Source organism: Vibrio sp. 947 (genome assembly GCF_033339115.1).
Lineage (GTDB): Bacteria > Pseudomonadota > Gammaproteobacteria > Enterobacterales > Vibrionaceae > Vibrio > Vibrio alginolyticus.
On record NZ_JAWOTX010000022.1, the window covers coordinates 54,859 to 80,600 of the forward strand.

The following is a 25,742-nucleotide window of genomic DNA, read 5'->3' on the forward strand; positions in this document are numbered from 1 at the left end:
AAAAATGGATACCCTTACAAATAAAATAAATGAATCACAAAAAAGCTTTTCGATCTTACTAAGCTGGTCTGGCAAAAACGGTAAAGAGATCGATCTAGACTTATCAGTCGGTTTTGTTAACGGTCTAAATGAACGTGCAATGCAGAAAGTCTATTTTGGTCATGAGGGAAGTATTGGTGTAAATTATCATGGCGATTCAAAAGGGGATGTACAGAATGATTGTGGTCTGAGTACCGAACGTATTTCTTTCTCACCATCAAAACTTCCTATTAATGTGAAATCTTCATTTGTAGTAATTACAAATAATGATATAAAAGAATTGTTTAGCGAACTTGAAAATTGTGATCTATGCATCAAAGATGATAGCTCTGATGATGTATTATTCGCTCTCAATCTATTAGAAGTTGACGGATTTACAGAAAGCTCTGCATTCTCACCTTTAAAAATAAATTTTGGTGAAAATGATTGGACTGTTAAAGAATCTAAAATTTCTCTAGAAAATACTTATCTTGATGATGTCCACAACCAATACTTTAATGTATTGAAATGTCTAAACCAAGATAACAGCAACACCAATTAATTAACAAATAAATTAATTAGTAAATAAATTAAATACTAAATTTAGGAAAAATATATGTCTCAAGTAATTAATCTACAAAAGAAACAAGTAATCAATCTATCTAAACACAAGCCTGGTCTATCTCGCGTATGTGTGGGTGTAAACTGGGGTCAAGTTTTGCGCGAGCAAAACGTAGGTGGATTCTTGGGTTTTGGTAGCCGCACTGAAATGAAGCCTACTCCTGTAGACCTAGATATCTCTGCTGGTCTTCTTGATGCTTCTGGTAGCCCTGTTCACAGCCCTGTTTGTTACTACAACCATGACGAACCAGGTCTTCACCATAGCGGCGATGATCTGGAAGGTGACGTTGTAAATGACGGTATTGACAACGAAGTTATCGAAATCGATTTCTCTCGTGTAAGCGCGAATGTAAGCCATATTCCTGTAGTTCTAAATGACTTCCGCCGTGAACTTAAGAACTTCGGTGAGCTTCCACACCTAGAGATTCGCATTTACGAAGGAACTCCTACTCGCGTAGATAATGTTATCGCTACATTCAACATCAAGAACAATGAAGATCTTAACAACGCGCAAGCGGTAGTTCTAGGTAACTTCTCTCGCGTTAATGGCGAGTTCCAATTCGAGGCGATTGGCAAATCAGAGCCAAACACTCGACTTGAAGATCTGATCCAGCGCGGTTTCAAAATCGCATCAAAGTAATTGATTACTAGTAAATAAGGTGTCATTCGTGACACCTTTTTTTTGAGAAAATAGAGATGAAAATCATAAGCCCTATCATCACAAGCAACACTAGAAAAACTGAGTTCCTAATTTTAAAGGAGCTGAAACTTCGAACTGATTCTGGTTGGGAAAAGGCATTTTTGGTTTGTGATACAGACTGCAAAAGAGTTGAATGTTACTTAGCCAGCGACTTCAATAATGAGTTTAGTTTCAAAAAAGATAGCACCATTGTCGTACAAGAACATTGTTTAAGCATTAAGCATGAAGATTGCCAGAAATGGATTCATACTAAATCCAATGGAATGTATTCTTTCATCACCGAACTATGGATATTCATAGAAGGCGGTTTTCTTTCAGGAGTTCTATACAGATCTGTTGAAGATGATGAATCCTATGTCCGTGATTCAGGTGATTTTACTGCTTCATTTACTAAAAAATAAAAAAAGCCCAATGTTAAATTGGGCTTACTTTTGTATTGGGATATGAAAAGTCGTTACGCCACTTTCTTTATCAACATCAAAGTTTAAGATACCGCGCCTATTGGTAGCATAAGATGACAAATCAAAGTTTGGATTCAATTTGAATTGATCTTCTTCATTTTTAAGAAGGTATCCAACCTCTACCATGTATTCGAGAAAGAACCATAGCATCGTACCAATATCATTATTACCCCAATAAACCCACTTCACATCTTTTGAGAAGCTGTCCTCTTCTTTTATAATACCTAGTGCTCTACCAATATAATGCTGAGCACCATCAATATCCGTCCAATTTTCTAAGTTAAACATAAAATTCCTCGTTGAAGTGACCTTCATTGAATCACATCAATGAAGGTTACTTGTTAAACTTCGTTTGCTTTCCTTACCTTTGCAATCATATCATGATCAAAATGATGTTCTGATATGATTTTCAAGGCAGTCTCGTAAGATGGTTCACATAGACACCATTGTTCTTTACTGTTTTTTCTAATTAAGCCTTGCTCATCAAGATTTTTCACAGCGCCATAGATTGGGGTTGCTGTAAGACCTGTTAACACACAGAAATCAGCAGATCTCACACTTTTAGGTCTAGTATGCGCAATTGCCTGTAGAGTTGCTACTTCTGCCCTTTTGTTAGCATTTAGCTTCTCTTTTAAAATTGACTCAACTTCATCAATAACAACACACTTAACATATTGCAGCCAAGATTCTTCTACCAAAGAGAGTGTAATATGTTTCGTATTTTCAGCATAGAATGTTGCATTCTCGAAAACCTGCAAAGACAAATGAGAAAAATCCCTCGGATGACCCGATGTAAGTTTCGCTATAAATGGTAAAGCATCCTCATCATATGTGTATCCACAGTCTTTAGCGGCTACCTTAAGGTGTTCTAAGCATTCATCTTCAGGGAGTTCGAATACGCTAATTCTTCTACACATTCCGTAAAGACCTCTATTCCGACTCATGAATACATCACTCATCATTCTGCGCTTAGAGCCTGCAAAAATCATTGAAACACGCTCGGAACGCTGCAATCCCCCACGAATATCCCACTCTACCTTCTCACCATCGCTTAGGTTGATTTCAGATAGAGTTTGAAACTCATCAATAATCAGCGCTACCCTGGCATTACACTTTGAAGCTAATTGATCTAGAGATAGCAAAGCTTCCTCTAATGGACTATCCATCACTACTGGAGCCTTTAACTTCAATGTGACTTTTGCAAGATCTCTTCCACCCAGAGAAAATTCAGGATCGAATCTTGAGAAGAGGTTCTTAATGTAATTCTTACCCTCTTCTTTCCCGTCCGTAAGCTCACTAGCAGCTTCAGCAATTGAATGAAGCACTTTTCTTTTGACTGCATCAATCGTTGGACAGGATGAGATATCACAATCGCTCCAAACGAATTTATCGATACCGAATTTAGAAGGGTTAGAAGCAATGTCGGAACAGACATGTATTGCCATTGAGGTCTTTCCTACTCTTCTCTCACCAGAAAGCCAAACCGATGATGAGGATGAAAGCTCTGTCATTAATGACCTACGCTCTTCAAACCTATCAAAAAAGGCTCTGTTTTTTGCAATTTTTCGAGAAAAGAAATCTGTATATCTGAGCATAGACACCTCGCTTTAATGTGAACCTATCAAAATAGCACAATGCAAGTATACACGCTCTAATAGCTAGACACTAGAACTTAGACACTAAGTCTTAGTGGTGTAAAATTTAAGGGATTTAAATTCATTCAGTAAAAATAAAAAAGGCTGGAAAACCAGCCTTTTCAGTACATTAAAGCTCAAAACCTTGCAAGTCTTCACTTGAAACATCGTTGTCAATTTGACCTACAAGATATGAGGAAATTTCCGCTTCCTGAGGCGCAACTTGGACGTTATCAGAGCTAATCCATGCGTTGATCCAAGGAATGGGGTTCGCCGTTGCATTTGGATAAGGAGCATCAAGACCTACAGCCTTCATTCGCAGGTTAGTAATGTACTCGACATACTGACATAGGATTTCTTTATTAAGCCCGATCATTGAACCATCTTTGAATAGGTAATCAGCCCACTCTTTTTCTTGTTCAGCCGCGTCTTTAAACAGTTTGAAGCAAACATCCTTACATTCTTCTGCGATCTCAAGCATTTCCAAATCATCTGTGCCGTTACGCAGAAGATTAATCATATGCTGAGTACCTGTAAGGTGCAGAGATTCATCACGAGCAATTAGCTTGATGATTTTTGCATTACCTTCCATTAATTCGCGTTCAGCGAATGCAAATGAGCAAGCAAAGCTTACATAAAAACGAATGGCCTCTAGTGCGTTTACTGACATCAAACAGATGTATAGCTTCTTCTTTAATTCTCTTAATGAAACTTCAACTTTTTCACCATTAATAGTGTGCTCTCCACTAGCGAACATATGATACATATTCGTGTATTGGATTAAGTCATCATAATAATGAGCTATATCTTTTGCACGTTTCAAAATATGTTCGTTTTCTACCACGTCATCAAAAACAACTGATGGGTTGTTAACAATATTACGAATAATGTGCGTGTAGCTTCTTGAATGAATTGTTTCACTAAAAGACCAAGTTTCTAACCATGTCTCTAATTCAGGAATAGACACAATAGGTAATAAAGCTACGTTAGGACTTCTACCTTGAATTGAATCTAGTAATGTCTGATACTTCAAATTCGAAATAAAGATATGCTTCTCATGCTCTGGAAGCTTATTAAAATCGATTCGATCCTGAGAAACATCAACTTCTTCAGGTCTCCAAAAAAAACTCAATTGTTTTTCAATTAATTTCTCGAAGATTTCATACTTTTGCTGGTCGTATCTAGCAACGTTTACATTATTACCAAAGAACATTGGCTCTAATAACTGGTCATTCTTTTTAGTGTTAAAAGTAGTATATGCCATTTTTTATTCTCACGATTTATTAAAGTCGATTATGGCTCACCAATCGGTGAGCCTTTATTTATTTGGTTAAAGATCTAAGTCAATTTCCATTCAGATCTTGCAACCGCCACCTGAACACGAGTCATCTTCTTGAACAATATCATCTTGGTTATCTTTAGCACCATCACGAGTGTTATGGTAGTAAAGTGTTTTAACACCAAGCTTATATGCCATTAACAAATCTTGAAGCAGCTTTTTCATCGGTACTTTAGAAGATTCGTATCTAGATGGGTCATAGTTTGTATTTGCACTAATTGCCTGATCCACGAATTTCTGCATGATGCCAACTAAAGTTAAATAGCCTGAATTGTCGCCAATATTCCATAGCAGTTCATAGTTCTCTTTGTATTCCTTAATACCAGGAACAACTTGCTTTAAAATACCGTCTTTCGATGCTTTAACAGATACGTAGCCTCTTGGTGGCTCAATACCATTTGTCGCATTTGAAATTTGAGAACTTGTCTCTGAAGGCATAAGAGCTGTTAAAGTTGAGTTTCTTAACCCATTAGCCTGAATCTCTTTACGAAGTTCTTCCCAATCTAGTTGCAATGGAGTTTTACATACAGCATCCAAATCAGACTTGTAAGTGTCAATTGGTAAGATTCCTTGACTGTAACGTGTCTCATTGAATCCAGAACAAGCACCAAACTCTTTAGCCAAGTTCATTGAAGCTTTTAGTAAGTAGTATTGGATTGCTTCAAATGTCTTATGAGTCAGATCATTTGCACTACCGTCTGAGTACTTAACACCATTCTTAGCTAAATAGTATGCGTAGTTGATAACACCAACACCAAGAGAACGTCTCTTCATTGTAGAAATTCGTGCCGCTGGCAATGGGTAATCTTGATAATCCAATAGAGCATCCAGAGCGCGAACTACAAGATCAGAAAGCTCATCAAGCTCACTAAGATCAGAAATTGCACCAAGGTTGAAAGCTGATAGAGTACAAAGAGCAATCTCACCGTCTTCACTTTCAACATTATTTAAAGGCTTAGTTGGCAGTGCAATTTCAAGACAAAGGTTTGATTGGCGTATAGGAGCTACAGACGGATCAAACGGACTGTGAGTATTGCAGTGGTCAACGTTCTGAATGTAGATTCGACCTGTTGATGCTCGTTCTTGCATTAAGAGAGTAAACAGCTCAAGAGCTTTAACAGTCTCTTTTTTGATCTTCGGATCGTTTTCATACTGAACATAAAGTCTCTCAAACTCATCTTGGTCTGCGAAAAATGCTTCGTACAATCCTGGTACATCAGATGGAGAAAATAGAGATATGTTTCCACCATTCACCAAACGCTGATACATCAATCTGTTTAGCTGAACACCATAGTCCATATGACGAACACGGTTTTCTTCAACACCACGGTTATTTTTCAATACCAATAGTGAACGCGCTTCACCATGCCATAAAGGATAAAATACTGTTGCAGCACCACCACGTACACCGCCCTGAGAACAGCATTTAACAGCCGTTTGGAAGTATTTTAAGAAAGGAATGACACCCGTGTGGAATGCTTCACCACCGCGAATCTCAGAACCAAGAGCACGGATACGTCCAGCGTTAATGCCGATACCTGCACGTTGAGAAACGTAACGAACGATTGAGCTAGCAGTTGCGTTGATAGAATCTAGACTATCATCTGATTCAATTAGTACACATGAGCTAAATTGACGTGTAGGAGTACGAACGCCAGACATAATAGGAGTCGGTAACGAGATTTTGAATTTTGATGATGCATCATAAAAACGCTTAACATAGCGCATACGTTTTTTAGGCTTGTATTTTGAGAACAAGCAAGCAGCAACAAGCATGTACAGGAATTGAGGGCTTTCGTAAATTTCACCAGAAACACGGTTCTGAACCAAGTATTTATTCTCTAGTTGTTTTACAGCAGCATATGCAAAATCCATATCACGATTATGATCGATATAATCATTCAATTCGTTCAATTCTTCACGAGTGTAATCCTCAAGAATATGCTTGTCATACTTACCCATTCCAACAAGCTTAACTACATGATCATAAAGGTGTGGTGGATTAAACTCACCATATGCTTTTTTGCGGATATGGAAGATAGCCATACGCGCTGCAAGAATTGCATAATTTGGGTTCGTCTCTGAAATCAGATCCGCTGCTGACTTGATCAAGGTTTCATGAATATCTGATGTTTTCATACCATCAGAAAACTGAATTCTTGCTCTCATTTCTACTTGACTGACTGAAACGCCTTCTAGATCTTCAGCAGCCCAAGTTACCATGCGGTGGATCTTGTCAATGTTGCCTTGTTCTAGTTTGCCGTTTCTTTTAGTTACTTTAATGTCCATGATTATCACTATATATGGTTTATTTTTATTAATTGGGATACTACATGTTGATATTATATCACCTGAAATTGAGATAGATCAACAATGTGTTATTTAATATTTTTTATCTAATATATTAAATGTGCTATCTTGAGCAAATAAAAAGCACACAAAAACATACACTTTATGTTTATTTTCGTGTGCGCTCTAACTGTTCAATAAATCCAAAACATTCTAGATAACGGTCTAAATTAGGGCTAGCTAAGCTAGCCCAATAGCAATTGCTTACTTTTTCTGTACTGCTTCTGTTACCACGAATGGAGTATCGCATGAAGCTTTGCTAGTAACTGTACCAACCATAGTGATTTCTTCACCTTTCACCATGTAGTAGCCTGCGCCTTTTGTCTTAAAGAAGACTTTAGCTTTAGCTTCATCACCAGCTTGGATTTCGACGTAATCTTTGTTTACATCAACAACTTTACCAGACCATTTCACATAGCTTCCAGCATATTCCTTATTGAATACATCTTGGCTACGCTCCGCAGAGTACTTAGTTTCACAACCAACTTCTTTGCTTGCTTCTGATAGTGATTTCACGCTGAATTCGATTGTAAGCAATGGAGCTACATCACCACGACCTACATTTTCTACAGTTAAAGGAGCGCTTTCGAAAGTAGTGGCTTCTGATGCTTCACTTTTCAAGATTGATGTTCTTGTAATGTTACTCACTGTAGCTTCCGCATCAAGACGATCTTCAAGCTCAGCAATTTTTTGCTTCTGCTCTGCGATTAGTTTGTCTTTCAATGCAATTGTCTCTTTCAGTTTACCAAACTCTTTACCAATACTATTAGTAGAGTTCTTCAGCTTATCTTGTAGCCTTTGGATTTCAGCATCTTTATCTTTGATCAGAGCATCATACTCAGCTTTTACTGCTTCTAGTTCAGCTTTTGTAGAAACTTTACCTTCTTCAAAAGGCAGAACTTCTGGAAGTACATCAACTTCTAGCTGTAGTTGCTCACGAGCAGCTTGGTTAAACTCAGCCTTGAAGAAGCGCTCTGTGATCAACGCGCCAGAAAGAAGCGTTAGCATGATAACGGTAACAAGCCAGCTACCCTTCCATCCACCTTTACGAGGGCGGAATCTATTCCAAAGACCAAAAGTAAGAATAGAGATAAGCCAGTAAACGAAAATATTCATTTTCTTGTCTTTCTTATCTACAGCTTTTTTGTCTTTCTTGTCAGAAGGCTTACCGTTCTTGTTCTTATCATCACCATTATCACCAGGCGCAAAACCAAGACCTTTATCTGAACCTGCCTCTTTAGTTAGCTCAGCGCCACCAGCAACATTATGATTTTCTGTAGAAAGCTTGTCACTTACTGGTGTTGAGGCATTTTCATTATTTTGATCCATAAAATACTCCAAGTTTATTTATTGATTAATTAATTGAATTAAGGTCGCCCTTAAAAGCAACTCAACACCATTACGGTGCTGAGTTGTTTACTTTTTTGTGTTTTGTGTTTGTGTTGGGTCATTAGTTTATGACTTGAGAATAAATTACCTAAATAAAAAAGGCAGGTCAACATAAAAAACAATATTTTTCACTAATATGAAAAAAGTTCTTGCCAACCTATTTTGATACATGTATAAACTCGACCCAGCAAAAAAGGCAGCCCTGTTTATATATAGTTACAGTTGCAAAAAGCCGTATGCTTGTTTAATGACCAGAAGTTATGTTGTAACGTAAAATTTTTCTGGTATGATCAATAATCAAATAAATATTAAATTTAAAATATGGCATGGCGAGTCCTGCCATTAGTTTATAATAAATAGGTAAAAACATGGACAACTCAACTCCTGAAATGACTAATGAAATGCGCGAAGCTTTCCGTACTCGTCTGATTGAAGAAGAAATTAAGGTCACTAACTCGCGTAAAGCCGCATTAGAAGCTGCAAACGGTACTCATGAAAAATCAGCAGACCAATGTGATGAAGCTAGTCGAATCGAAGACCGTAACTATCATCTAGCTATGGCTGACCAACAACTTCTTCGCCTACGTGAAATCCAAGTAGCACTTAAGAATTTTGATGACGATTTTGGTTACTGTATTGATTGTGGCGATGAAATCAACATTAAACGACTAGAAATCAACCCTGCATATCAACGCTGTACTTCTTGTGAACATGACCACTCATTAAGAAAGAAAAACGGGTAATGGATATGAAGGTTGTAACAGGGAACGCTAGAAAATTTGTAATATCAGCTACTCTGATGTCAGCTATCTTGCTTTCAACTAATGCAAACTCTAAAGAAGTTGGTGAAAGTTACATTCATGACAAGTCAGTAGTAAAAAGCTTGCTTCAACCTTCCATATCAAAAACTGAAAAAAGTAAAATTACTCGCAAAGTAGAAGAAATCATTAAGCATTATAGCCAACAAGATAACTACCTTGCTCACAAACTACTTTTTACTATTTACTCTGAAGATAAAAGTGACTTCTATTCTCTGCGATCAGCAGAAGCGCAGTTAGAGAAAATGGGAACTGTAAGTCATGGTTCCTACTCTAAATATGTCATAGATTATTATGCAGATAAAAACTCACCTTTTTACAATCCTAAAAGAGCAGAGAGAATTGCTAGTGTATGCGCTGAGCAAGGTGTAGAAAAATGCCTTGTTATCATGTTTGATGCTGCACTGCATGATAAAGCCTTTGAAAAATCATTAACAACCTCAATGAAAGAATCATTTTACAGGCTTGCGAAAGAAGGATTCAAAACAAACAAAGCTAAGTATACTTACTCACGAGCAGCAGGTACTGGAATTATTCCAAATAAAGGATTGCAAGATAAAATGCTCATCGAAGCGGCAGAAGATCTACACATCCCATCATTGGAAACTGTAACTGGATTGTACGCAGAGCAATTCTACAAAGATCCCTCTAAAACCAAAACATTTTACTACACCTATTTAACCATGATTGTGAAGAGTGACTTATCTCCGACAGCAATGACTCGCTTAGGTGATGCCGCATCAGGTGTCCCTTTGGAAGCAATTGAGAAGACAATGAAGTTGGCAAATGAAAAGCTAATTTCAAGAGGCTATAAGATTCCAGACCAGTTCGCACAACCTTAATTCACATTTGACATTTAGGTTAAGTTGGTAGATAATCCTGCTAATCGCTTAATAGCATAGCAGGATTTTTAATATGACCGATAAATTTGACGCGTACCGCCCTAACGTTGGCGTTACAGCAGTTCCATTGATTCTCAAAGACAATAAAGTTCAGGTTCTTACTTACGTTCGTCCCGATGATGCTGAAACATTTGCGTCAAAAATCGCCCTACCTAATGGCTTTATGAATATCACCAAGCATACCACTCTTGAAGATGCTGCTATGGATGCGCTTTTAGAGAAGACTGGCGCTAAAGTTGCTCGACTAGAACAGTTTCATGTTTTCTCTGGTGACTACATTGACCCAACAAGACGTATCACGCTAAACGTACCATTTTTAGCGATGCACAAGATTAACGAAATCTCTTTTGTTGATGGTGATGATACCCCGTCTATCAATCACGCTCAGTGGATGCCAATTGAAGAAGCTCTAAGCCTCACAGAGAGCGATTTCGCGTTTAACCACTACCAAGTATTATCTAGCGCTATCGAGCAGATTAGAAAGCCTGGCAACGAGGTACGATCTGCCATTGACCTTTTACCTGAGCAGTTTACCATTCCTGAGCTTATGGAGGCTTACAAATCCATTACAGGAACTGACATTAATGAAAACCGCCTAAGAAAGAAAATCCGCGACACTAACTTCATTATTGATAGTGGTGAAAAAAGACGAATCAAAGGCATTCGTCCAGCGACTCTGTACACGAATAATCCGAAGTACGTTGAGCCTATCGTATTCAATTAATCTCCTTGTATTCTTTTAAATAGCCAGACACTTGTCTGGTTATTTTTTATTCATCGAAAATATTGAATGACTCCATTTATAAATTCGACTTTTTAATCGAAGTTATTGTTGGATAATGCTTTTCATCAACTAAATTAACGAATAAATAAAATGAAAGAAGCACCAAAAAACTATAGCTTAATGATGAGAACGATACATTGGTTCTCAGCACTAACCGTTGTAGGCATGTTTGGTTCAGGGTTGTGGATGGTAGATTTATCCTACTACAGCGAATGGTATAAGACAGCACCACATTGGCACAAGTCTATTGGTATTATGCTAGCCGCAATCACCATCTTTAGATTCTTATGGAAAGCCTTTACCAAGCAACCTAAAACCGAAGGAAAGAAACCTGAGGTTCTATTGGCAAAAGTTGCGCATTTAAGTATCTACTTGCTACTAGCCGCATTGTTTGTCAGTGGGTATCTAATATCCACATCAGACGGTAGAGGGATCGATATATTCAATTGGTTTACATTACCTGGCGCTGGAGAGGTTTTTAGCAATCAATCTGACATCGCAGGGAGAATCCATTTGTATGCAGCAGTATCACTAATTGCATTATCAGCTCTACATGCGCTTGCAGCAATAAAGCACCACTACATCGATAAAGACAACACATTAAATAAAATGATAGGAAAAGCAAAATGAAAAAGTTACTACTCGCGACAGCACTTACAGCTTCCATGTTCGCATCTTACACAGCTAATGCAGCAGACTATGTAATCGACACAAAAGGCGCTCATGCTTCTGTAAACTTTGCTGTTAGTCACCTTGGCTACAGCTTTATTAAAGGACGATTTAACTCATTCGAAGGTGAATTCAGCTTCGACAAAGAAAACGTGGAAGCCTCCAAGATCAATGTTACTGTTGACACTCGCAGTTTAGATTCGAATCATGCAGAAAGAGACAAGCACATTCGAAGCTCTGACTTTATCAATACTCAGAAGTTTGGCACCGCGACCTTCCAAAGCACTAAGGTGACTGATCAGGGTGATGGAAAGCTATTGATCGATGGTGATATAACGCTACATGGCGTAACTAAGCCAATTAGTATTGATGCTACGTTCATCGGTGAGGGGCAAGACCCTTGGGGCGGTTACAGAGCTGGCTTTGAGGGTTCTACTCGAATTGAGCTTGAAGATTTCGGCATTCCTATCATGGGTACTAGTAGTTATGTTGACCTAGAACTTCATGTTGAAGGTGTTCGAAAATAATGTTTTTTAATAAACAATAAAAAAGCTCCCTGATTGGGAGCTTTTCATTTCTAAAGGGGGCTTAATTTTCCCCTGATTTTTTCATTCTACTTTCGTAGATTTCGATAGCTGTTTTAAATTCTTCACGAAGCGATTTTGCAGCTAACTCCATTCCTTCTGCTTTTTGCAGCATTTGATTAGCTTCATATCTCATCTTGCCTGCTTTCTTCTCAATGTCTTGAATAGCAATGATTACATTGACAGTTTCCACATTCATCGATTGAATCCTTTAAAACTATTGAATTTTATTATCATCGCCTTTCTTAATCTCTGTACAGAAGTACAAGATAAGAATATGAATCATAGTGTAAGAGAAGAGAACATCACCCTGATCCACCAGCATGTAACAAAGGATCATACTTACTGGCAGAATAATAAGCGCTGCTGATTTCACCTTGAGAACTGTATCGTTAATAGAGACCGTTGAGCGGTGAGAAAAGAAGTGCTTAACCTTACGCCAAGTTAAAGCACAAACTTCACCAAGTGTATAGTCCTCGATAGGCTTATCCTCAATAACGTCATTGTCTTTCTCTAAGCCAAGCAGCATACGGATAGCCAAAACAATTTCTTCTTTAAAGTAAAACAGAAGACCAAAGATAGTTAACATCACAATGTATTTCATAATTCACCTTTTATTAATTTTTTGATTATTAAAACAATCAGATTGATTTTCATTTGATTGATAGATAAATACTACAGTAAAGAAAGTTTGAAGTCATTGAAAATTGGAGGTCATTAAAGACCTCCTAAAAGAACCCAAGCTGATCACATGCCTCACGAGGCTTTTTACTCAAACAACCTAGTGCTGGCTTTCCAAGTATCATCAAACCTTCCAAATCTGGAGGTAAAACTTTTTCGAACGCTTTAAAGCCTGTATTGAAGACGATTTCTCTTTGTTCCATCCAAAGCCTACCAAGCACATTCATTCCATATAGACTGCCATCCCCTTGAAGTTTCGCGCCCCAAAAGTCATCATGCTTTGAAATTTCAACGATGGGCATCCCTTTAGATTCATTTAGGATTGGAACAATAACATCCCAGTGTTGCGCAATCTTAAGCTGTAAGCACCATCGCATAAACTGAATCCTTTCTTTCATCCAATACTTTCTAGATTTTTCAACAAAAGGTTGACAGCACTTCTTAGAAAAGTACGAGTTCTCCTGTTCAAAGATCAACTTTTGGATTTCAGGGTGTTCAGTAAAACGAAGTGATTGATACAAAGCTTCTGTGCCAAGAAGTTCCAATCCATTAATTGAGATCGGAAACCCCGCACACATGTTAGACAGTTCTCCCCACTTCCCTCTTGTTTTCAAAAATGCTGCTGAGGTTTCTTTATCATATGTACGAAAATGAACCTTGTTTTTTTGTTGATTCATAAAATTTCCTTTCTCAATCCTTTAAGGGGGCAAGCCCCCAAAAATCGACTCTTAGCTTAGTCTCTTTATCTTGTCTGGCGCTTGAACATTTTTCCAGGCGATAACTTCAGGTTTCTTACCGCGCTTCTCCCCATCTGCCGCGATAGAATGGTTTTTCGTAATTACTTTAAACTCGAATCCATTTTCTTCTAGTAGACTTAGAATGAAGTCTGTAGGGTTATTTGTTAGTACTGTAGGCAACCCTGTGCTACCAGCCCACTTAATACAGCGTACATGATCATCTTTTGAGAAACCGTCTACCCAGTAGCTAGAGAACGTTTCATCGTATGGAGAGTCAACAAAAAGGAATGCGTTATCAGGAAGAAGAATCTTTTCAAAGTCCGTAGAGAGGATTTCCCAATTACTCATGATATTTTTGTAGCCAAGAAGGTCTTCACGGATTAGTGGCTTAGAATCGCCTTGTGGGACGTTGAAGAAGCCTTTCTTATTGTAGCGACACATACCATTGAAGCTTGTTCTAAGAATGACGTAAAACAGTATGGCAAATTCCTCACTGTGCGTTTTACCATTGGTGATTAATTGATTTAAACGCTCTCGGTTTTTATAGTAATCACCGTCGATACCGTATTTCTTCAAATCAACTACCAGACCACTCTTAACATGCCTGTACATATTCATTAGATGAGGGTTTATGTCGTTAACAATGGTTTTTTCTGCTTCAATCGCAAACGCGCAAGCTCCACCACCAAAGAATGGTTCAACAAAGCTTGTTGCTTCGCTATTGGTGTAAAACTCTTTTATAACATCAGTAAGCCAACGCTTACCACCAGCCCACTTGATAAACGGTTCATAAGTAATTCCACTCATTTTTTATCTCTTTTATTAATTAATTTTTAGTTCTTCAATTTGTTTAGTGCGAAATACAGGTAAAAATGCACATCAAAATATTTTACCACATAAAAAAGATTGTGTAAGATGTAAATAATCAAAAAATGACAAATAGTAAAATTTATGAAAGAGTTAAGCGAAAAACTACGCGAGCTGGCTGGCAATCCAGAAACAGAAAGCATGAGTAAAGAAGAAGTAATTAACCAGATTCGAACACTATGCGGTGATGATAATAGTGACCATTTTTTCCTGGCTCGATTTCATTTCGAAACAACAAGAATGGACGTGTTTGATGAGATGCTTTCAATGTCAATGATTGAAGCCATTCTTCCTGACTTAATCAAGATTGACGACATTGATTCCCCACTAGCTGATATTGCATCAATGACTCTGATGACAATGAGTGTCAGTCATGACCCATTTGTTGATAAGTTAAAAGATGGTTTAGGCGACTCATTTCCTCTTTGGGAAGAAAAGATGTTAACCAGGCTAAAGTTAACAATGAGAAATCTATTTTATCATTTCAAGAGCGTGGGCGAATCAGAGTCTGAAGCCAGAGCCAGGATAAACTCACACTATCTTGCAGAATATGCCAAATCAAGGTATCTACCTTTCGTAAGAAAAAGCCTTGAATTTATCTAGAACACAACAATCTTAATATTGCGGGAAAATACAATGGTCGAATTACGACATCCCATCGGATATCGACAAGGAATTAAAGATTGAGATAGGAAGGTCGAATGAACCTCCCAGCCCAAAAGGGCTGGGTTTCTGAATAATTGATGCCGAAGCCCAAATATTCATCCTGTTAGAAACGTTTCTGATGTGAAATATCAGGCGAAAGGTGCCATCGTTCTATGGTCTTATGGCTAACATCACTAAAGCGTTAGCACCGCGCTTTCTTTGTCTCTCGTTTTTATACTGGTGTCGGTTCTGTCAGCCAGTTTTTTCTTTCTTTTTACGATACTTTTACGAGTTTTGCTTTTGGCAAACGCATTCTCTTTAATGTAATGTATCAGTCGTTTCTTTAGCACTTTAGCTGCATTTGAGTCTGCATTATCTCTGTTCCCACATGACAAACAGATAAAAGTCGCTTGATCTGGACGCTCTGTATTTAAGCTCAAAACATGTGTCTGATTGGTAGAATTATAAATACTCATGCTAAACCTGACCATCTAGCCGTATTGAACTACTTAACTTAATTTCTTCTCTTAAATCAATAATCCGACTATTTGCTTTAGTCGGATTTTTGCTTTGAGATTAACCCTAAGCACAATGAAAACGACTTCGGGTAGATCACCCCTACAACATAAATTATCGCATTTAAGCCAAGACAGACATATTGGACTAATAGAGGCTCAATTCCCTGACTAGATAAAACATGCATGGCAAAGGGGATGTGAGTCAAAAGAAGTAATGCGCTCAACACTCTTACCTTTGTCCCGTTACCTATCCTCATTAGAAGAAGCCTAGTTGTTGCTGAGAACCTATTTCCCTACCTGATGTGTAATTAAGTTCGAGATCTAGTTCCTTCTCTTTCTTCTCAACAATTGTTATGTCTCTTCCATTCAGTTCGGTAGCAATGATATTCGATACTGTTACCCAACATCCATTAGATAGTCCAGACGCGATTCTAGGCATCAGAATCCTGCCTGTTGGGAATGCCTTATTGATTGCTCTTAGAGACTTTCTAACAGCCTCATAATCGCTATGTAGTATCGGTTGTCTTCCCCACCTAAACTGAGTGTATGCATTCACAACAGTGAAGTTTGCATCGCCGCGCTGAAGGTTTGCATAGGTGAAAGTACCAAGCTTTTTCCTATCAGCTTTTTTGGTTCGTAGATCAGCTTGGTACGCCTCATTAAATTCTTGCTTAACTCTCAGAGCGAAACCACTACCCATCGCATTTTGACAGTTACAGCCATGAATAAGTATGTCGTATTCCTTGTCCAACATAGCCTGCACAAAGTCACCCTTATGCACTTTCTTAAATGGTTGGAACTCATTGTATTTCTTCTCAACATACTCTAGTGGATCAAACCCAAAATGCTGAAGAATCACATGTCGCGCATTTTCGAGCTTCTGATCAATTAACGCATCAATTTGAGGATTACCTGTATTAAATACCTTGATACCTCTTCTGCTAGCTATACGGATAGCTTGACCAGTACCTCCCGTCTTTGAAGATGTTTGAGATTCATCTAAAGCACCATCAGGAGTGTGGCACATGACAAAGTTCACAGGCTTCTGTAGTGTTTCACCAAGAACCTGGCAGGTGTTTCTACACATCATGTTTCTTGCGCCATCCCCAAGATACTGCCAATCTGGATGGTGACTTTGAGCAATGCTAACGATCTGATTTGTTTTAGGCGGAACGATATATTCTTTGCCGTTACCTCTACCATTAAAACCAGCCCAAGGTAAGAAGCAGTTTAGCACTCTTTCGTATTCACCCTTTGGCAATCCAAAGTTATCTGAAAGCCAATCATACGCAAGCTTGGAACCAAATTCTGTCGATGTGTCTATACCATCTGCCCCACCTGTGTTGTTCGTATAACCAAACAACGCCATGCAGAATGCAAACTGCGCATGTTTTAGTGAAGTAATATGACTGATTCGTCTACTACCGATACCTGCGAAAGACCCTAAATTTGCATAGCCTATGATGGGATCAAACATTCCTAACCTCTTAGCTTATCTCTTAGCTGAGAAAGGGAGCTGTCACTTAAGAACTCTGGAACAAACCAATGATCCATACTGAGATTATCAATATGCTCATCTTCAATTTTGGATGTAGAAAACCTTTCTTCGATAAAACGAGCCACATTACTAACGCTATTTCTGTTTGTGTAAAAACAGAAAGCCTTTGTTTTATTGAAGTCGTGAGATTTATCAATAAAAAGAAGATCATCTTCATGAGTTTTTAAGTATTCATCTACAAACTCATTAATCATGTTTCCATCAATACTTTCATCAGTAATTCGAATCGCAGAATCAAAGAAGCGGATACCTTCAACTTCCATTTCTCTTTTCTTTTTTAGGATTAACAGGTCAACTTGCATAGCAAATTGAGTGTTATGCTGATTACGATATTGTACTTTCTTAATGGTTAGCTCAACCAATTCAAGCAATAATTTTTTCTGAATTTTTGTATATTTCATTATAACTTATTTTTTATTAATTTAATAAATTTAATGCGGGGTGCTAACACCCCGCCCCTGAATCATAAGCTGATTAAGACAGCTCAAATGACTCACTATTAACATAACTAATGACTGCTAACTCTTTAGATTCCACCAGCTCGTGGAAGAACTCTTTATCACTGTATGCTTCAATCAAAAGACCTTCTTCCAATGATTTAATTTCTCTATGAAGAGCGAATTCCATCAAAGCAATGAAGATTGCAATTCCTAGCGTTGAAGCCAGAATCACTGGAACGAATAAGAGCAACAAAACCACAAAGAATGTTTCGATAGACAAGAAATCCATAAAATCTAAGAATTTTGCTCTTAGCTTTCCATAAACACCCATGCCATGAACATAGTTCGATGTAAAGTATCGATGCAAACCAAATGGCGCACTTTGAGGTTTGCTAGAATACTCGACAAAAAGCCTATGTGGATTTTTGAATTCGAAACTAGCAAAAGACAAAGTTCTTTCCCTTTCATCTTCTGACTCTTTAGATTTCGCAACTAGAAAGTCATAGATGTCACGAAATTTATCGTGGTCTTCAATTTTAAAACCTGGAAACATTTTAGCTATCTCCAAAAATTAATCTAAAGGTTTTTCATCTGATTTCTCAGACTCATCAACTGCTTCTGTGTCTGCAATTGAAACAATCACTACGCGATCATCAACCATTTTTTGGTAAAACTCTTCACTAGAAGCCATGTGCGCAAAAACTTCATCTTTGAAGATCTTGTAAGCAAGATGCATAACACCTGCGAATACCAGTGTCGCTAGCAAGAACATACGTAGCGGCGTGATTAGCAGCAAAAAGTTCATCGCCCAGAAAAACGCTTTGTGCTTCTGATAAGCTGCAAGCGGCTTAATGAGTTTGTTTTTCTTATGTCGCATCAATGAATCAGGGAAAATTGTCTTTGATTCTTCAAGTGACACAAAAACATTAACAAGCTCTTTGCTATTGATAGCTACTTGTACTGTATCGTTTAGCGACTTGAAGTTCGCGACAAACTCCGCATGGGTTGCATTTCTCATACTCATAAATTTTCCTTTTCAATGTTAGTGAAGACCAGCGAAGCTCAACTAACACTCTAAAATTACATTTTCATTTATTAATTGATTTGAATATTTCAGACCTGAATCTTTACTTTCTATCTTAACCAACTCCCAAGCTTCTTCATTATTGAGAAGTTCAGTGAGAGCCAAGCTATTTAGAGCGTGTCCAGATTTGAACGCTGTAATCTTGCCTACAATCTGTTTCCCCTTCACATAGAAGTCACCGACTGCATCCAAAATTTTATGATTGACGAACTCTGCGTCACATCTTAACCCATTATCATTCAAAACCTTAAAATCATCAAGCACTATCGCATTGTCAAAACTACCACCTTTGACCAAGCCTATGCTTTGTAGATACTCAATTTCCTTTAGAAACCCGAACGTTCTAGATCTAGCCACTTCACTTACCAAGTCCAAAGAAGCAAAGCTAAACAAAGCTTGTTGCGGAGTGCTTCTGATTGCTGTGTGTTCAAAGTCTATTTGATAGTCAATAACGAAGTTATTTGATGGTTCAATCGTTATGTACTTGTCATCCATTTCAACATGAATCTTACGCTTAACCTTAATGATTTCCTTTGGGGCATGTTGAATCTCAATGCCAGCTTCCTTGATTAGATAAACGAAAGGACTCGCTGACCCATCCATAATTGGCATCTCATCGCCACTTACGAAAACACTGATATTATCAATTCCTGCCATTGCTAAAGCAGCCATGAAATGTTCTACAGTCTTTATCTTTGCACCGTTGTACTCAATAGCTGAACAAAGCTGTGTATCTTTCACTGATGCTAATGAGAGAGGGATCTCTACATCCATATCAGACTCGCGCTTATAAAATCTGATGCCTTGGTTTACAGGGGCAGGCATTAAAAGCACATGGGAAATTTTCCCTGTATGCAATCCAATACCAGAAAACTCTGATTTCTTCCTGATAGTTCTTTGCTTCATTTCTTTTTCTTCTTATTTTTTATTTGCAATATCAATTGATAATACCAATTGAGCGATAGTTGGTCAATTTTGGTCATACCAGTAATAAAAAAGCCGCTTAAAAGCGGCTAATATCAAATGTAGCTCTTGTTTATGCCTTCTCGGAAGATGACATCTTTCACTAATGGGAAGACAACTTCATCAATAGCCTTTCCCTCTTTAATGAGATTCCGCACTAACGTACTTCGGATGCTTACGATATCCTGAGCTACCGATAAAGACCATTTCTCTTTTATCTCCGCGCTGCGGTAAAACGCATCAAAGTTATCTTCATTATCCTTACCTATGATTAGGCTAAATTCACAACCAGGATACTGCCGTGTCAGGTGAGAAAGGAGATCGTAACTATAAACAGGCTTACCATCTTTCGCGATGTCCTTTTCACAGTATTCCCCTTTAACCTTTACACCATAGTTGTTGACCATCTCTTTACTAAATGCATCCACCAGCTTACATCTTAGGTCGAAATCGACCATCTGCTTACCGAAAGCATGGCTAAAGTTTGGAACCATCCAAATTTCATCAAACTGATCGCGAACTTGCAATATCGCATTTGCATGACCCATTGTTGGTGGATTGAATGCACTACCGAAAATTCCTATCTTAAGACTCATAAAAAACCTTTTTATTTCAAATGTAAAAACTTGATTGGGATATTACCCTTCTATTTCTATATAAGAGCACAAAAATACAAACCAAGCAACCTTAATTCATTTTTTGAATTTAGGTATTGACAGTATGCTTTCTGAGGGTTAGTATTTACCTAAATTCAGATTATGCATTAAGGTAAATCACATGAACGGTCAAACAAATACTCAGTTTAAAAAAGAACAACACAACTCCCTTTTAAGCAATGTAGAAGTAAATTCTATTAACTCTGCATTCCATCATCGTGACCGTATCATCACGAGCTTGCTTGATAACGATTTCTACAAGTTCAACATGATGTACGCAATCTTTAAGATGCATCTTGGCGCTAAAGTTAAAGCAAAATTCAAAGTGCGCAATGATGAAGATCTTGCTTCTGTTATGCCTGAGGTTAAACGCCAGATTGAAATGCTTAGTCATTTGCGTCTGGATGAAACAGGCTTAAACAACCTACGCGAGAAAGCGCCGTTCTACGATGAGACGTTCTTTGAGTACCTATCAATGTACAAACTGAACAGCAATCACATCTCAATTACGCAAACAGGTAAAAACAACCTAGAAATCGAGTATAACGGTTCTTGGATTGGTTACATTCTTTACGAAATCTACGTAATGGCTATCGTCAGCGAATGTCGTAACCTATACCTGTACCCTAATGCAACAATGGAACAATTCCAAAAACCACTTCACGAAAAAATCAAATGGCTTAAAAAGCAACGTGAGTTAGGTCGTATTGATGAAAACTTCCATTTCGCTGACTTTGGTACTCGTCGCCGTTTTTCTGGAAAAGTACATGAATACCTTGTCGAAACACTAAAGCGTGAGTTGCCAGAACATTTCGTTGGCACTTCAAATGTGCGCCTTGCCTCTCAGCACCATCTTACAGCGATTGGCACTCAAGCGCATGAATGGTTCCAAGCGCACCAGAACCTTGGATACCAGCTTGTCAATAGCCAGAAAGCTGCGCTAGAAAACTGGGTACAGGTTTTCCGTGGTGAGCTAGGTATTGCTCTAACAGACTGCATTTCAATGAAAGCATTTGTTAAAGACTTTGACCTGTTTTTTGGCAAGCTGTTCGACGGACTTCGTCATGACTCTGGTTGCCCATTTAAATGGGGTGAGATGGCTATTCAAGCATATGAAGATCTTGGAATCGACCCTAACACAAAAACACTCATCTTTAGTGATGGTCTAGACTTAGAGAAAGCTGTAGACATCTACAACCACTTCAAAGGTCGTATCAAAATGTCTTTCGGTATCGGCACATTCCTAACTGCTGACATGGATATCGAAGGTTTCAAAGCAATGAACATGGTGATGAAGCTTGTTGAAACTAACGGCAAACCAGTAGCTAAACTATCTGACAGCCCAGGAAAAACCATGTGTGAAGATGAGGAATTCATCACTTACCTGAAAAAAGTTTTTGATTACAAAGAAGAAGATCTTTTAAGTTAATTATTTGATAACTATAATCTAAAAGTGCAAAGCCCTGCTTGCAGGGCTTGATTAATAATTAAATTGGAAAAGTTTATGAAAAATACGATCCGCGTGAGCACCTGCTCTCTTAATCAGACCCCTATGGACTGGTATGGCAACATCGAACACATCAAAGAAGCCATTCAGCAGGCAAACAAGGATGGCGCAGCAATTCTTATCACTCCTGAATTGTCAATCACAGGCTATGGCTGTGAGGATTTCTTCTACACGCCTCATCTAAGCGAAGAAGCTTTAAAGCACACCCTAGAACTCACTCAACACGTACCTGAAACGATGGTTGTAGCGGTTGGACTTCCTGTTCTGATCAACAACCGTGTTTATAACGGTGTTGCTATGCTTACCCACAATGGGATTAAAGGCATCTCACTGAAACGAAATCTTGCAGCAAACGGTCTCCATTATGAGCAACGCTGGTTCACTCCTTGGACAAGCAAGAAAAACGCACTAATCAACCTTCCTGGCATCGAAGAAGAAGTTGCAATTGGCAATATCGTTTATGATGTAAACGGGGTAAAGGTTGGTCTTGAAATCTGTGAAGATGGCTGGGTATCAGCTCGTACAGCACAAGGTCTTTTCGATCAAGGCGTAGACATTATTGCTAACCCAAGTGCAAGTCATTTCTCAATCGGTAAATTCCTGACGCGTAAGCGTCTGGTAGAAGAATCAAGCCGCGCATATTCAGCTTGTTACGTGTATTCAAACCTATCGGGTTGTGAGTCGGGTCGTTCGATCTATGATGCTGGCGCGATGATTGCTGTAGATGGTAAACTCGTCAACCAAGGTAAGCGATTCCACTATTCTAACTGTGAAGTTGTAACTGCCGATATCGACCTATCTCAAAGCCGCATTGGTCAGATTAATACTAGCCAGCGTTACTACTCAGACTTTAACGCTGAGAATCAAACTATCAAGGTCAAACTTGAGCATAACTTTGATTCGAAAATCTTAGATAAGTCTTTCGACATTGAAGCTTGGGAATTGAGTGATAATCTGGCTCATGAGGAAGCCATTCGAGCAATTTCAATTGGCTTGCGTGACTGGTCAAGAAAAACAAAAACTCAAGGTTACGCTCTTTCTCTTAGCGGTGGCGCTGACTCAGCTCTTGTAGGTTCAGCAACATTCCTATCTGTGTACTTTGAACTTGCTGAATTGATCAGCAAGAAAGACAATGGTGCCTGCTCTCTCCCTGAACATTTGCTTCAATACATGGATGATGAATTGGTTAGCAAACTAGAGTCACTAGATAGCTCTAATGATTCTTTGCATAAACTAAAAGTCGATATTTGTCCTTCAATTGTGTCCAAGTACCTAACTTGCGCTTATCAAGGCTCTAGCAATAGTGGTGACGTGACACTTAACGCAGCGAAGTCTCTTGCGCGTGAAATCGGCTCAAAATTCCACAACTTTAATATTTCTGAGCTTGTTGATAGCTATGAAGGCATGATTGGAACATCACTAGGCATCGAATTTGATTGGGATAAACACGACATCGCCCGTCAAAACATTCAAGCTCGCGTTCGTTCTCCGAGCATTTGGATGGTAGCGAACCTAGAAAACAAACTTTTGCTAACCACCAGTAATATGTCAGAAGGCGCGGTTGGATATGTAACAATGGATGGTGATAGTTCTGGTGTGCTAGCGCCAATTTCAGGGGTAACGAAAACTCGAATCCTCTCTATGTTGCAATGGCTGGAAGAGCAAGGCGTAACAGTAAATGAGGAATATTCTGTATGCCTGCACTCTCTGAGCTTCATCAATAACCAAAGACCTACTGCTGAGCTTAGACCTACTGCACAACAAGACGAAGATGATTTGATGCCATTCCCTATCCTAGATCGCATCCTAATCCTTACTCTAGAAGCAGGAAAAAGCCCAACTGAAACATGGGAAGCCATCTGTGTTGAGTTCCCGAACTTCAGTAAGGCAACTTTGTGTCAATACGTAGTACGTTACTTCCAGCTACTATTTAGAAACCAATGGAAGCGAGATCGTCAAGCTCCAGGTTTCCACATTGAGATTAACAGCCTGGATCCAAAAACGTATAAGCGATTCCCTCTTCTTTCATCAGCATATGAAAAAGAAATCTTAGAGTTACAAGCAGAAGTAGATACTTTTCACTAATTAGTAAACCTCGAAAACTCCAATTCAAAGGAAACAAAAACACCCGCTTGGCAAGCGGGTGTTTTATTTTTGTTACTAGGCGGCTAGGTCGTTTATAGACGTTGGTAAGCTGGGAGCCGTTCCAGTTCATACCCAATCAAGCCAAGGTATACGAATTCTTTTTTCAGTCAAGATAAATTTGAGTCGCCCAATGTTCTATTGGGATTTTCCACAAAAAATAAAAAAAGGTTTTTATTAATTTAAATAATGATTTAGACTTATGAAAAATATAAATAAATGGAAAACAATTAAAAAATGAATATGATCGAAAAAATATCCAGCTTTCTGGATAACCTTTCAAAAAAAACCGACATGTCCACTTATGAGCTAAGGCAATCTCAATACAAGAAATCCCTGCCTTTGTTTGCTTTTTTTATCATCTGCATGATTGGAGTGACTATCTCAATGCCAATGGCTATCGATAGTGGTGACTCTATGGATTATTTTAGCATTGTTTCTCCGCTAATGTTCGTTGCAGCTTTGTATACTTTCGGAACCATGTTTATTCCGTTTATTAATACATATGCAAGCATTGATGATGAAATCTTTTTGGATAAGATTTTGCCATTTAAACTTCTAAAAAGCATCAAGAGAAACCACCCTTTTAATGTTAGTTACATATGGTTTCACGCTATTATGCTAGCCGTTCCAATATACATGATTATTGCCATGTTATATCCATTATATGGGACATACCCACTTATGGAGCCAAGCGCTTTATTCTTTGAATCTGAGAAAGTAACAAGCATTTACGAAGGTCTATCAATTTTTGTAATGTTCATTTACCTATTCGGAAACACCAGAGAGCAGAATTATGTTGAGTTTCAAGCAAAAGAGAAAAAGTTTGAAGAAAAGAACATAGTAATCGCAAAGCAAAAGATCACATATAAACATCTACAATTAGCAAAAGTATTGTGTATCTTATCCATCATGATGGTTGTATTGATAAATTTTGCTAACATGAATAAGAACTTGTTAGAAACTAACCTTCCAGTTAAGTACGTCAGCGAATCCGAAACAAAAATTATTCCATATAATCAGATAAATGCAATTTCAAGCTACGGTTCTCCTGACATAAAAATGTACAATGCTTCTTTGATGGGTGATCCTCTTGGTCAATTAATTTTATTAAGCGCGTTTACAGAAGTTGAATATAAGGAAACACCTGAACTATCTAAAGCAGTTGCTTTCTCGTTAATGAAAGGATTAAACGAATTTAAATCAAGCAAAGCTAGGGTAGAACTAATGGTTGAAAAATATCCGATTCTACAAATGAACAAAACACATTATGAACTTTTCAAAAATCAGGATATAGACTTAGAAATTAAGATTCTAGATTTAATATACAAAAATGATTTAACAGCACTCAAATCAGAACTGGAAAAGCATCATTCGGAAATCTTTATATCCCCTAAAGATGCGGTAAAAGAAGGGAAAGAATCTATTGCCCCACTTTCTGCCATGACTATCAGCCATATGGTTAAATCAGGGAATTTTGAATATGAAGTGTCATACTTCAGAACAAAGAATCGAATTGACTACAAACCTAAACATGAAGCTGCAAAAGAAATGGTTAAGCTAATGAAGTTTTTTGAATCTGCTCATCGAGTTAAATAATAAAAAACGGACAAATCGCTCATGCACTGTCATGGGCGATTTTTTATACTCAATTTAATTAGACTGTTAAAAAATAA

The 25,742-nt window shown here is 38.1% G+C and carries 28 protein-coding genes; 12 read left to right on the forward strand and 16 right to left on the reverse strand.

Annotation, left to right across the window (positions count from 1 at the left end; all coding sequences use genetic code 11):
* The first annotated feature begins 4 nt into the window (after positions 1 to 4).
* The 3 genes from R7Q39_RS22225 to R7Q39_RS22235 are packed head-to-tail and all read left to right on the forward strand — an operon-like array spanning position 5 to position 1,740.
* Positions 5 to 580 carry a hypothetical protein gene (locus R7Q39_RS22225; RefSeq protein ID WP_048515932.1) on the forward strand — a complete coding sequence of 192 codons (576 nt, stop codon included), beginning with the start codon at positions 5 to 7 and terminating at the stop codon, positions 578 to 580.
* A gap of 54 nt (positions 581 to 634) precedes the next feature.
* Positions 635 to 1,279, forward strand: coding sequence for a TerD family protein (locus R7Q39_RS22230; protein ID WP_021485646.1), 645 nt, complete (start codon positions 635 to 637; stop codon positions 1,277 to 1,279).
* Positions 1,280 to 1,335: 56 nt separating this feature from the next.
* Positions 1,336 to 1,740: a hypothetical protein gene (locus tag R7Q39_RS22235; protein WP_053318444.1), complete on the forward strand. Its 405-nt coding sequence runs from the start codon at positions 1,336 to 1,338 to the stop codon at positions 1,738 to 1,740.
* 24 nt (positions 1,741 to 1,764) lie between these two features.
* Here R7Q39_RS22235 and R7Q39_RS22240 read toward each other — a convergent pair whose 3' ends face one another.
* The 5 genes from R7Q39_RS22240 to R7Q39_RS22260 all read right to left on the reverse strand — a co-directional run bounded on the left by R7Q39_RS22240 (position 1,765) and on the right by R7Q39_RS22260 (position 8,451).
* The gene (locus tag R7Q39_RS22240; protein WP_318076862.1) at positions 1,765 to 2,088 is read right to left on the reverse strand and encodes a hypothetical protein; all 324 of its coding nucleotides are present in this window, start codon (positions 2,086 to 2,088) and stop codon (positions 1,765 to 1,767) included.
* A gap of 53 nt (positions 2,089 to 2,141) precedes the next feature.
* Positions 2,142 to 3,395 (reverse strand): hypothetical protein, encoded by a 1,254-nt coding sequence (locus R7Q39_RS22245; RefSeq protein ID WP_318076863.1) that lies wholly within the window; start codon positions 3,393 to 3,395, stop codon positions 2,142 to 2,144.
* Between the two features lie 169 nt (positions 3,396 to 3,564).
* Positions 3,565 to 4,698, reverse strand: a complete 1,134-nt coding sequence (gene nrdB, locus R7Q39_RS22250) for a class Ia ribonucleoside-diphosphate reductase subunit beta (RefSeq protein WP_318076864.1) — start codon at positions 4,696 to 4,698, stop codon at positions 3,565 to 3,567.
* 90 nt (positions 4,699 to 4,788) lie between these two features.
* Positions 4,789 to 7,062, reverse strand: a complete 2,274-nt coding sequence (gene nrdA, locus R7Q39_RS22255; RefSeq protein ID WP_085762411.1) for a class 1a ribonucleoside-diphosphate reductase subunit alpha — start codon at positions 7,060 to 7,062, stop codon at positions 4,789 to 4,791.
* A gap of 264 nt (positions 7,063 to 7,326) precedes the next feature.
* Positions 7,327 to 8,451, reverse strand: a complete 1,125-nt coding sequence (locus R7Q39_RS22260; RefSeq protein WP_318076865.1) for a hypothetical protein — start codon at positions 8,449 to 8,451, stop codon at positions 7,327 to 7,329.
* A 428-nt stretch (positions 8,452 to 8,879) separates the two neighbouring features.
* Between R7Q39_RS22260 and R7Q39_RS22265 the strand changes: the two genes are divergently transcribed.
* The 5 genes from R7Q39_RS22265 (at position 8,880) to R7Q39_RS22285 (ending at position 12,211) form a co-directional block, all read left to right on the forward strand.
* Entirely contained in the window at positions 8,880 to 9,254 is a 375-nt protein-coding gene (locus R7Q39_RS22265; protein ID WP_054390089.1) for a TraR/DksA family transcriptional regulator, read from the forward strand.
* A gap of 5 nt (positions 9,255 to 9,259) precedes the next feature.
* Positions 9,260 to 10,171 carry a hypothetical protein gene (locus tag R7Q39_RS22270; RefSeq protein WP_318076866.1) on the forward strand — a complete coding sequence of 304 codons (912 nt, stop codon included), beginning with the start codon at positions 9,260 to 9,262 and terminating at the stop codon, positions 10,169 to 10,171.
* 73 nt (positions 10,172 to 10,244) lie between these two features.
* The gene (locus R7Q39_RS22275; RefSeq protein WP_020331379.1) at positions 10,245 to 10,955 is read left to right on the forward strand and encodes an NUDIX hydrolase; all 711 of its coding nucleotides are present in this window, start codon (positions 10,245 to 10,247) and stop codon (positions 10,953 to 10,955) included.
* A 150-nt stretch (positions 10,956 to 11,105) separates the two neighbouring features.
* The gene (locus R7Q39_RS22280) at positions 11,106 to 11,645 is read left to right on the forward strand and encodes a cytochrome b (protein WP_318076867.1); all 540 of its coding nucleotides are present in this window, start codon (positions 11,106 to 11,108) and stop codon (positions 11,643 to 11,645) included.
* A complete protein-coding gene (locus R7Q39_RS22285) occupies positions 11,642 to 12,211 on the forward strand; it encodes a YceI family protein (RefSeq protein ID WP_318076868.1) in 570 nt (189 codons plus the stop codon). Before R7Q39_RS22280 ends, R7Q39_RS22285 begins: the two co-directional genes overlap by 4 nt.
* 61 nt (positions 12,212 to 12,272) lie before the next feature.
* On the opposite strand, the gene R7Q39_RS22290 is transcribed toward R7Q39_RS22285, so the two are convergent.
* The 4 genes from R7Q39_RS22290 to R7Q39_RS22305 all read right to left on the reverse strand — a co-directional run bounded on the left by R7Q39_RS22290 (position 12,273) and on the right by R7Q39_RS22305 (position 14,493).
* Positions 12,273 to 12,467 (reverse strand): hypothetical protein, encoded by a 195-nt coding sequence (locus R7Q39_RS22290; protein ID WP_020331381.1) that lies wholly within the window; start codon positions 12,465 to 12,467, stop codon positions 12,273 to 12,275.
* Between the two features lie 18 nt (positions 12,468 to 12,485).
* Positions 12,486 to 12,872 carry a hypothetical protein gene (locus tag R7Q39_RS22295; RefSeq protein ID WP_318076869.1) on the reverse strand — a complete coding sequence of 129 codons (387 nt, stop codon included), beginning with the start codon at positions 12,870 to 12,872 and terminating at the stop codon, positions 12,486 to 12,488.
* A 124-nt stretch (positions 12,873 to 12,996) separates the two neighbouring features.
* Complete coding sequence (locus tag R7Q39_RS22300; RefSeq protein WP_318076870.1) at positions 12,997 to 13,626, reverse strand: NADAR family protein; 630 nt, start codon at positions 13,624 to 13,626, stop codon at positions 12,997 to 12,999.
* A 51-nt stretch (positions 13,627 to 13,677) separates the two neighbouring features.
* Positions 13,678 to 14,493: a Dam family site-specific DNA-(adenine-N6)-methyltransferase gene (locus tag R7Q39_RS22305; protein ID WP_318076871.1), complete on the reverse strand. Its 816-nt coding sequence runs from the start codon at positions 14,491 to 14,493 to the stop codon at positions 13,678 to 13,680.
* Positions 14,494 to 14,637: 144 nt separating this feature from the next.
* On the opposite strand from R7Q39_RS22305, the gene R7Q39_RS22310 reads away from it, so the two are divergent.
* The gene (locus tag R7Q39_RS22310; protein WP_318076872.1) at positions 14,638 to 15,156 is read left to right on the forward strand and encodes a hypothetical protein; all 519 of its coding nucleotides are present in this window, start codon (positions 14,638 to 14,640) and stop codon (positions 15,154 to 15,156) included.
* A gap of 236 nt (positions 15,157 to 15,392) precedes the next feature.
* On the opposite strand, the gene R7Q39_RS22315 is transcribed toward R7Q39_RS22310, so the two are convergent.
* From R7Q39_RS22315 to R7Q39_RS22345, 7 genes are all read right to left on the reverse strand, one after another.
* A complete protein-coding gene (locus R7Q39_RS22315; RefSeq protein ID WP_318076873.1) occupies positions 15,393 to 15,674 on the reverse strand; it encodes a hypothetical protein in 282 nt (93 codons plus the stop codon).
* A gap of 298 nt (positions 15,675 to 15,972) precedes the next feature.
* The gene (locus R7Q39_RS22320) at positions 15,973 to 17,193 is read right to left on the reverse strand and encodes a hypothetical protein (RefSeq protein WP_318076874.1); all 1,221 of its coding nucleotides are present in this window, start codon (positions 17,191 to 17,193) and stop codon (positions 15,973 to 15,975) included.
* A gap of 2 nt (positions 17,194 to 17,195) precedes the next feature.
* The gene (locus tag R7Q39_RS22325) at positions 17,196 to 17,675 is read right to left on the reverse strand and encodes a hypothetical protein (RefSeq protein WP_318076875.1); all 480 of its coding nucleotides are present in this window, start codon (positions 17,673 to 17,675) and stop codon (positions 17,196 to 17,198) included.
* Between the two features lie 73 nt (positions 17,676 to 17,748).
* Positions 17,749 to 18,267, reverse strand: a complete 519-nt coding sequence (locus R7Q39_RS22330; protein ID WP_038129067.1) for a hypothetical protein — start codon at positions 18,265 to 18,267, stop codon at positions 17,749 to 17,751.
* An 18-nt stretch (positions 18,268 to 18,285) separates the two neighbouring features.
* Positions 18,286 to 18,738 (reverse strand): hypothetical protein, encoded by a 453-nt coding sequence (locus R7Q39_RS22335; protein ID WP_020331391.1) that lies wholly within the window; start codon positions 18,736 to 18,738, stop codon positions 18,286 to 18,288.
* Positions 18,739 to 18,780: 42 nt separating this feature from the next.
* Complete coding sequence (lpxC, locus tag R7Q39_RS22340) at positions 18,781 to 19,704, reverse strand: UDP-3-O-acyl-N-acetylglucosamine deacetylase (protein WP_318076876.1); 924 nt, start codon at positions 19,702 to 19,704, stop codon at positions 18,781 to 18,783.
* Positions 19,705 to 19,817: 113 nt separating this feature from the next.
* Positions 19,818 to 20,357, reverse strand: a complete 540-nt coding sequence (locus R7Q39_RS22345; RefSeq protein ID WP_318076877.1) for a nicotinate-nicotinamide nucleotide adenylyltransferase — start codon at positions 20,355 to 20,357, stop codon at positions 19,818 to 19,820.
* Between the two features lie 181 nt (positions 20,358 to 20,538).
* On the opposite strand from R7Q39_RS22345, the gene pncB reads away from it, so the two are divergent.
* From pncB to R7Q39_RS22360, 3 genes are all read left to right on the forward strand, one after another.
* The gene (gene pncB, locus R7Q39_RS22350) at positions 20,539 to 21,846 is read left to right on the forward strand and encodes a nicotinate phosphoribosyltransferase (RefSeq protein ID WP_318076878.1); all 1,308 of its coding nucleotides are present in this window, start codon (positions 20,539 to 20,541) and stop codon (positions 21,844 to 21,846) included.
* A gap of 75 nt (positions 21,847 to 21,921) precedes the next feature.
* Positions 21,922 to 24,009 carry an NAD(+) synthase gene (gene nadE, locus R7Q39_RS22355; RefSeq protein WP_318076879.1) on the forward strand — a complete coding sequence of 696 codons (2,088 nt, stop codon included), beginning with the start codon at positions 21,922 to 21,924 and terminating at the stop codon, positions 24,007 to 24,009.
* A 294-nt stretch (positions 24,010 to 24,303) separates the two neighbouring features.
* The gene (locus R7Q39_RS22360) at positions 24,304 to 25,665 is read left to right on the forward strand and encodes a hypothetical protein (protein ID WP_318076880.1); all 1,362 of its coding nucleotides are present in this window, start codon (positions 24,304 to 24,306) and stop codon (positions 25,663 to 25,665) included.
* The last annotated feature ends 77 nt before the right edge of the window (positions 25,666 to 25,742 follow it).

Bases quoted from the DNA above. Each gene is read 5' to 3' on its own strand.
- R7Q39_RS22320 (WP_318076874.1), bottom strand. From the start codon at position 17,193: ATGTTTGATCCCATCATAGGCTATGCAAATTTAGGGTCTTTCGCAGGT.
- R7Q39_RS22260 (WP_318076865.1), bottom strand. From the start codon at position 8,451: ATGGATCAAAATAATGAAAATGCCTCAACACCAGTAAGTGACAAGCTT.
- R7Q39_RS22315 (WP_318076873.1), bottom strand. From the start codon at position 15,674: ATGAGTATTTATAATTCTACCAATCAGACACATGTTTTGAGCTTAAAT.
- R7Q39_RS22275 (WP_020331379.1), top strand. From the start codon at position 10,245: ATGACCGATAAATTTGACGCGTACCGCCCTAACGTTGGCGTTACAGCA.
- R7Q39_RS22285 (WP_318076868.1), top strand. From the start codon at position 11,642: ATGAAAAAGTTACTACTCGCGACAGCACTTACAGCTTCCATGTTCGCA.
- R7Q39_RS22300 (WP_318076870.1), bottom strand. From the start codon at position 13,626: ATGAATCAACAAAAAAACAAGGTTCATTTTCGTACATATGATAAAGAA.
- nadE (WP_318076879.1), top strand. From the start codon at position 21,922: ATGAAAAATACGATCCGCGTGAGCACCTGCTCTCTTAATCAGACCCCT.
- pncB (WP_318076878.1), top strand. From the start codon at position 20,539: ATGAACGGTCAAACAAATACTCAGTTTAAAAAAGAACAACACAACTCC.
- lpxC (WP_318076876.1), bottom strand. From the start codon at position 19,704: ATGAAGCAAAGAACTATCAGGAAGAAATCAGAGTTTTCTGGTATTGGA.
- R7Q39_RS22230 (WP_021485646.1), top strand. From the start codon at position 635: ATGTCTCAAGTAATTAATCTACAAAAGAAACAAGTAATCAATCTATCT.
- R7Q39_RS22235 (WP_053318444.1), top strand. From the start codon at position 1,336: ATGAAAATCATAAGCCCTATCATCACAAGCAACACTAGAAAAACTGAG.
- R7Q39_RS22325 (WP_318076875.1), bottom strand. From the start codon at position 17,675: ATGAAATATACAAAAATTCAGAAAAAATTATTGCTTGAATTGGTTGAG.
- nrdA (WP_085762411.1), bottom strand. From the start codon at position 7,062: ATGGACATTAAAGTAACTAAAAGAAACGGCAAACTAGAACAAGGCAAC.
- R7Q39_RS22310 (WP_318076872.1), top strand. From the start codon at position 14,638: ATGAAAGAGTTAAGCGAAAAACTACGCGAGCTGGCTGGCAATCCAGAA.
- nrdB (WP_318076864.1), bottom strand. From the start codon at position 4,698: ATGGCATATACTACTTTTAACACTAAAAAGAATGACCAGTTATTAGAG.
- R7Q39_RS22360 (WP_318076880.1), top strand. From the start codon at position 24,304: ATGAATATGATCGAAAAAATATCCAGCTTTCTGGATAACCTTTCAAAA.
- R7Q39_RS22295 (WP_318076869.1), bottom strand. From the start codon at position 12,872: ATGAAATACATTGTGATGTTAACTATCTTTGGTCTTCTGTTTTACTTT.
- R7Q39_RS22335 (WP_020331391.1), bottom strand. From the start codon at position 18,738: ATGAGTATGAGAAATGCAACCCATGCGGAGTTTGTCGCGAACTTCAAG.
- R7Q39_RS22265 (WP_054390089.1), top strand. From the start codon at position 8,880: ATGGACAACTCAACTCCTGAAATGACTAATGAAATGCGCGAAGCTTTC.
- R7Q39_RS22280 (WP_318076867.1), top strand. From the start codon at position 11,106: ATGAAAGAAGCACCAAAAAACTATAGCTTAATGATGAGAACGATACAT.
- R7Q39_RS22225 (WP_048515932.1), top strand. From the start codon at position 5: ATGGATACCCTTACAAATAAAATAAATGAATCACAAAAAAGCTTTTCG.
- R7Q39_RS22270 (WP_318076866.1), top strand. From the start codon at position 9,260: ATGAAGGTTGTAACAGGGAACGCTAGAAAATTTGTAATATCAGCTACT.
- R7Q39_RS22290 (WP_020331381.1), bottom strand. From the start codon at position 12,467: ATGAATGTGGAAACTGTCAATGTAATCATTGCTATTCAAGACATTGAG.
- R7Q39_RS22245 (WP_318076863.1), bottom strand. From the start codon at position 3,395: ATGCTCAGATATACAGATTTCTTTTCTCGAAAAATTGCAAAAAACAGA.
- R7Q39_RS22330 (WP_038129067.1), bottom strand. From the start codon at position 18,267: ATGTTTCCAGGTTTTAAAATTGAAGACCACGATAAATTTCGTGACATC.
- R7Q39_RS22240 (WP_318076862.1), bottom strand. From the start codon at position 2,088: ATGTTTAACTTAGAAAATTGGACGGATATTGATGGTGCTCAGCATTAT.
- R7Q39_RS22345 (WP_318076877.1), bottom strand. From the start codon at position 20,357: ATGAGTCTTAAGATAGGAATTTTCGGTAGTGCATTCAATCCACCAACA.
- R7Q39_RS22305 (WP_318076871.1), bottom strand. From the start codon at position 14,493: ATGAGTGGAATTACTTATGAACCGTTTATCAAGTGGGCTGGTGGTAAG.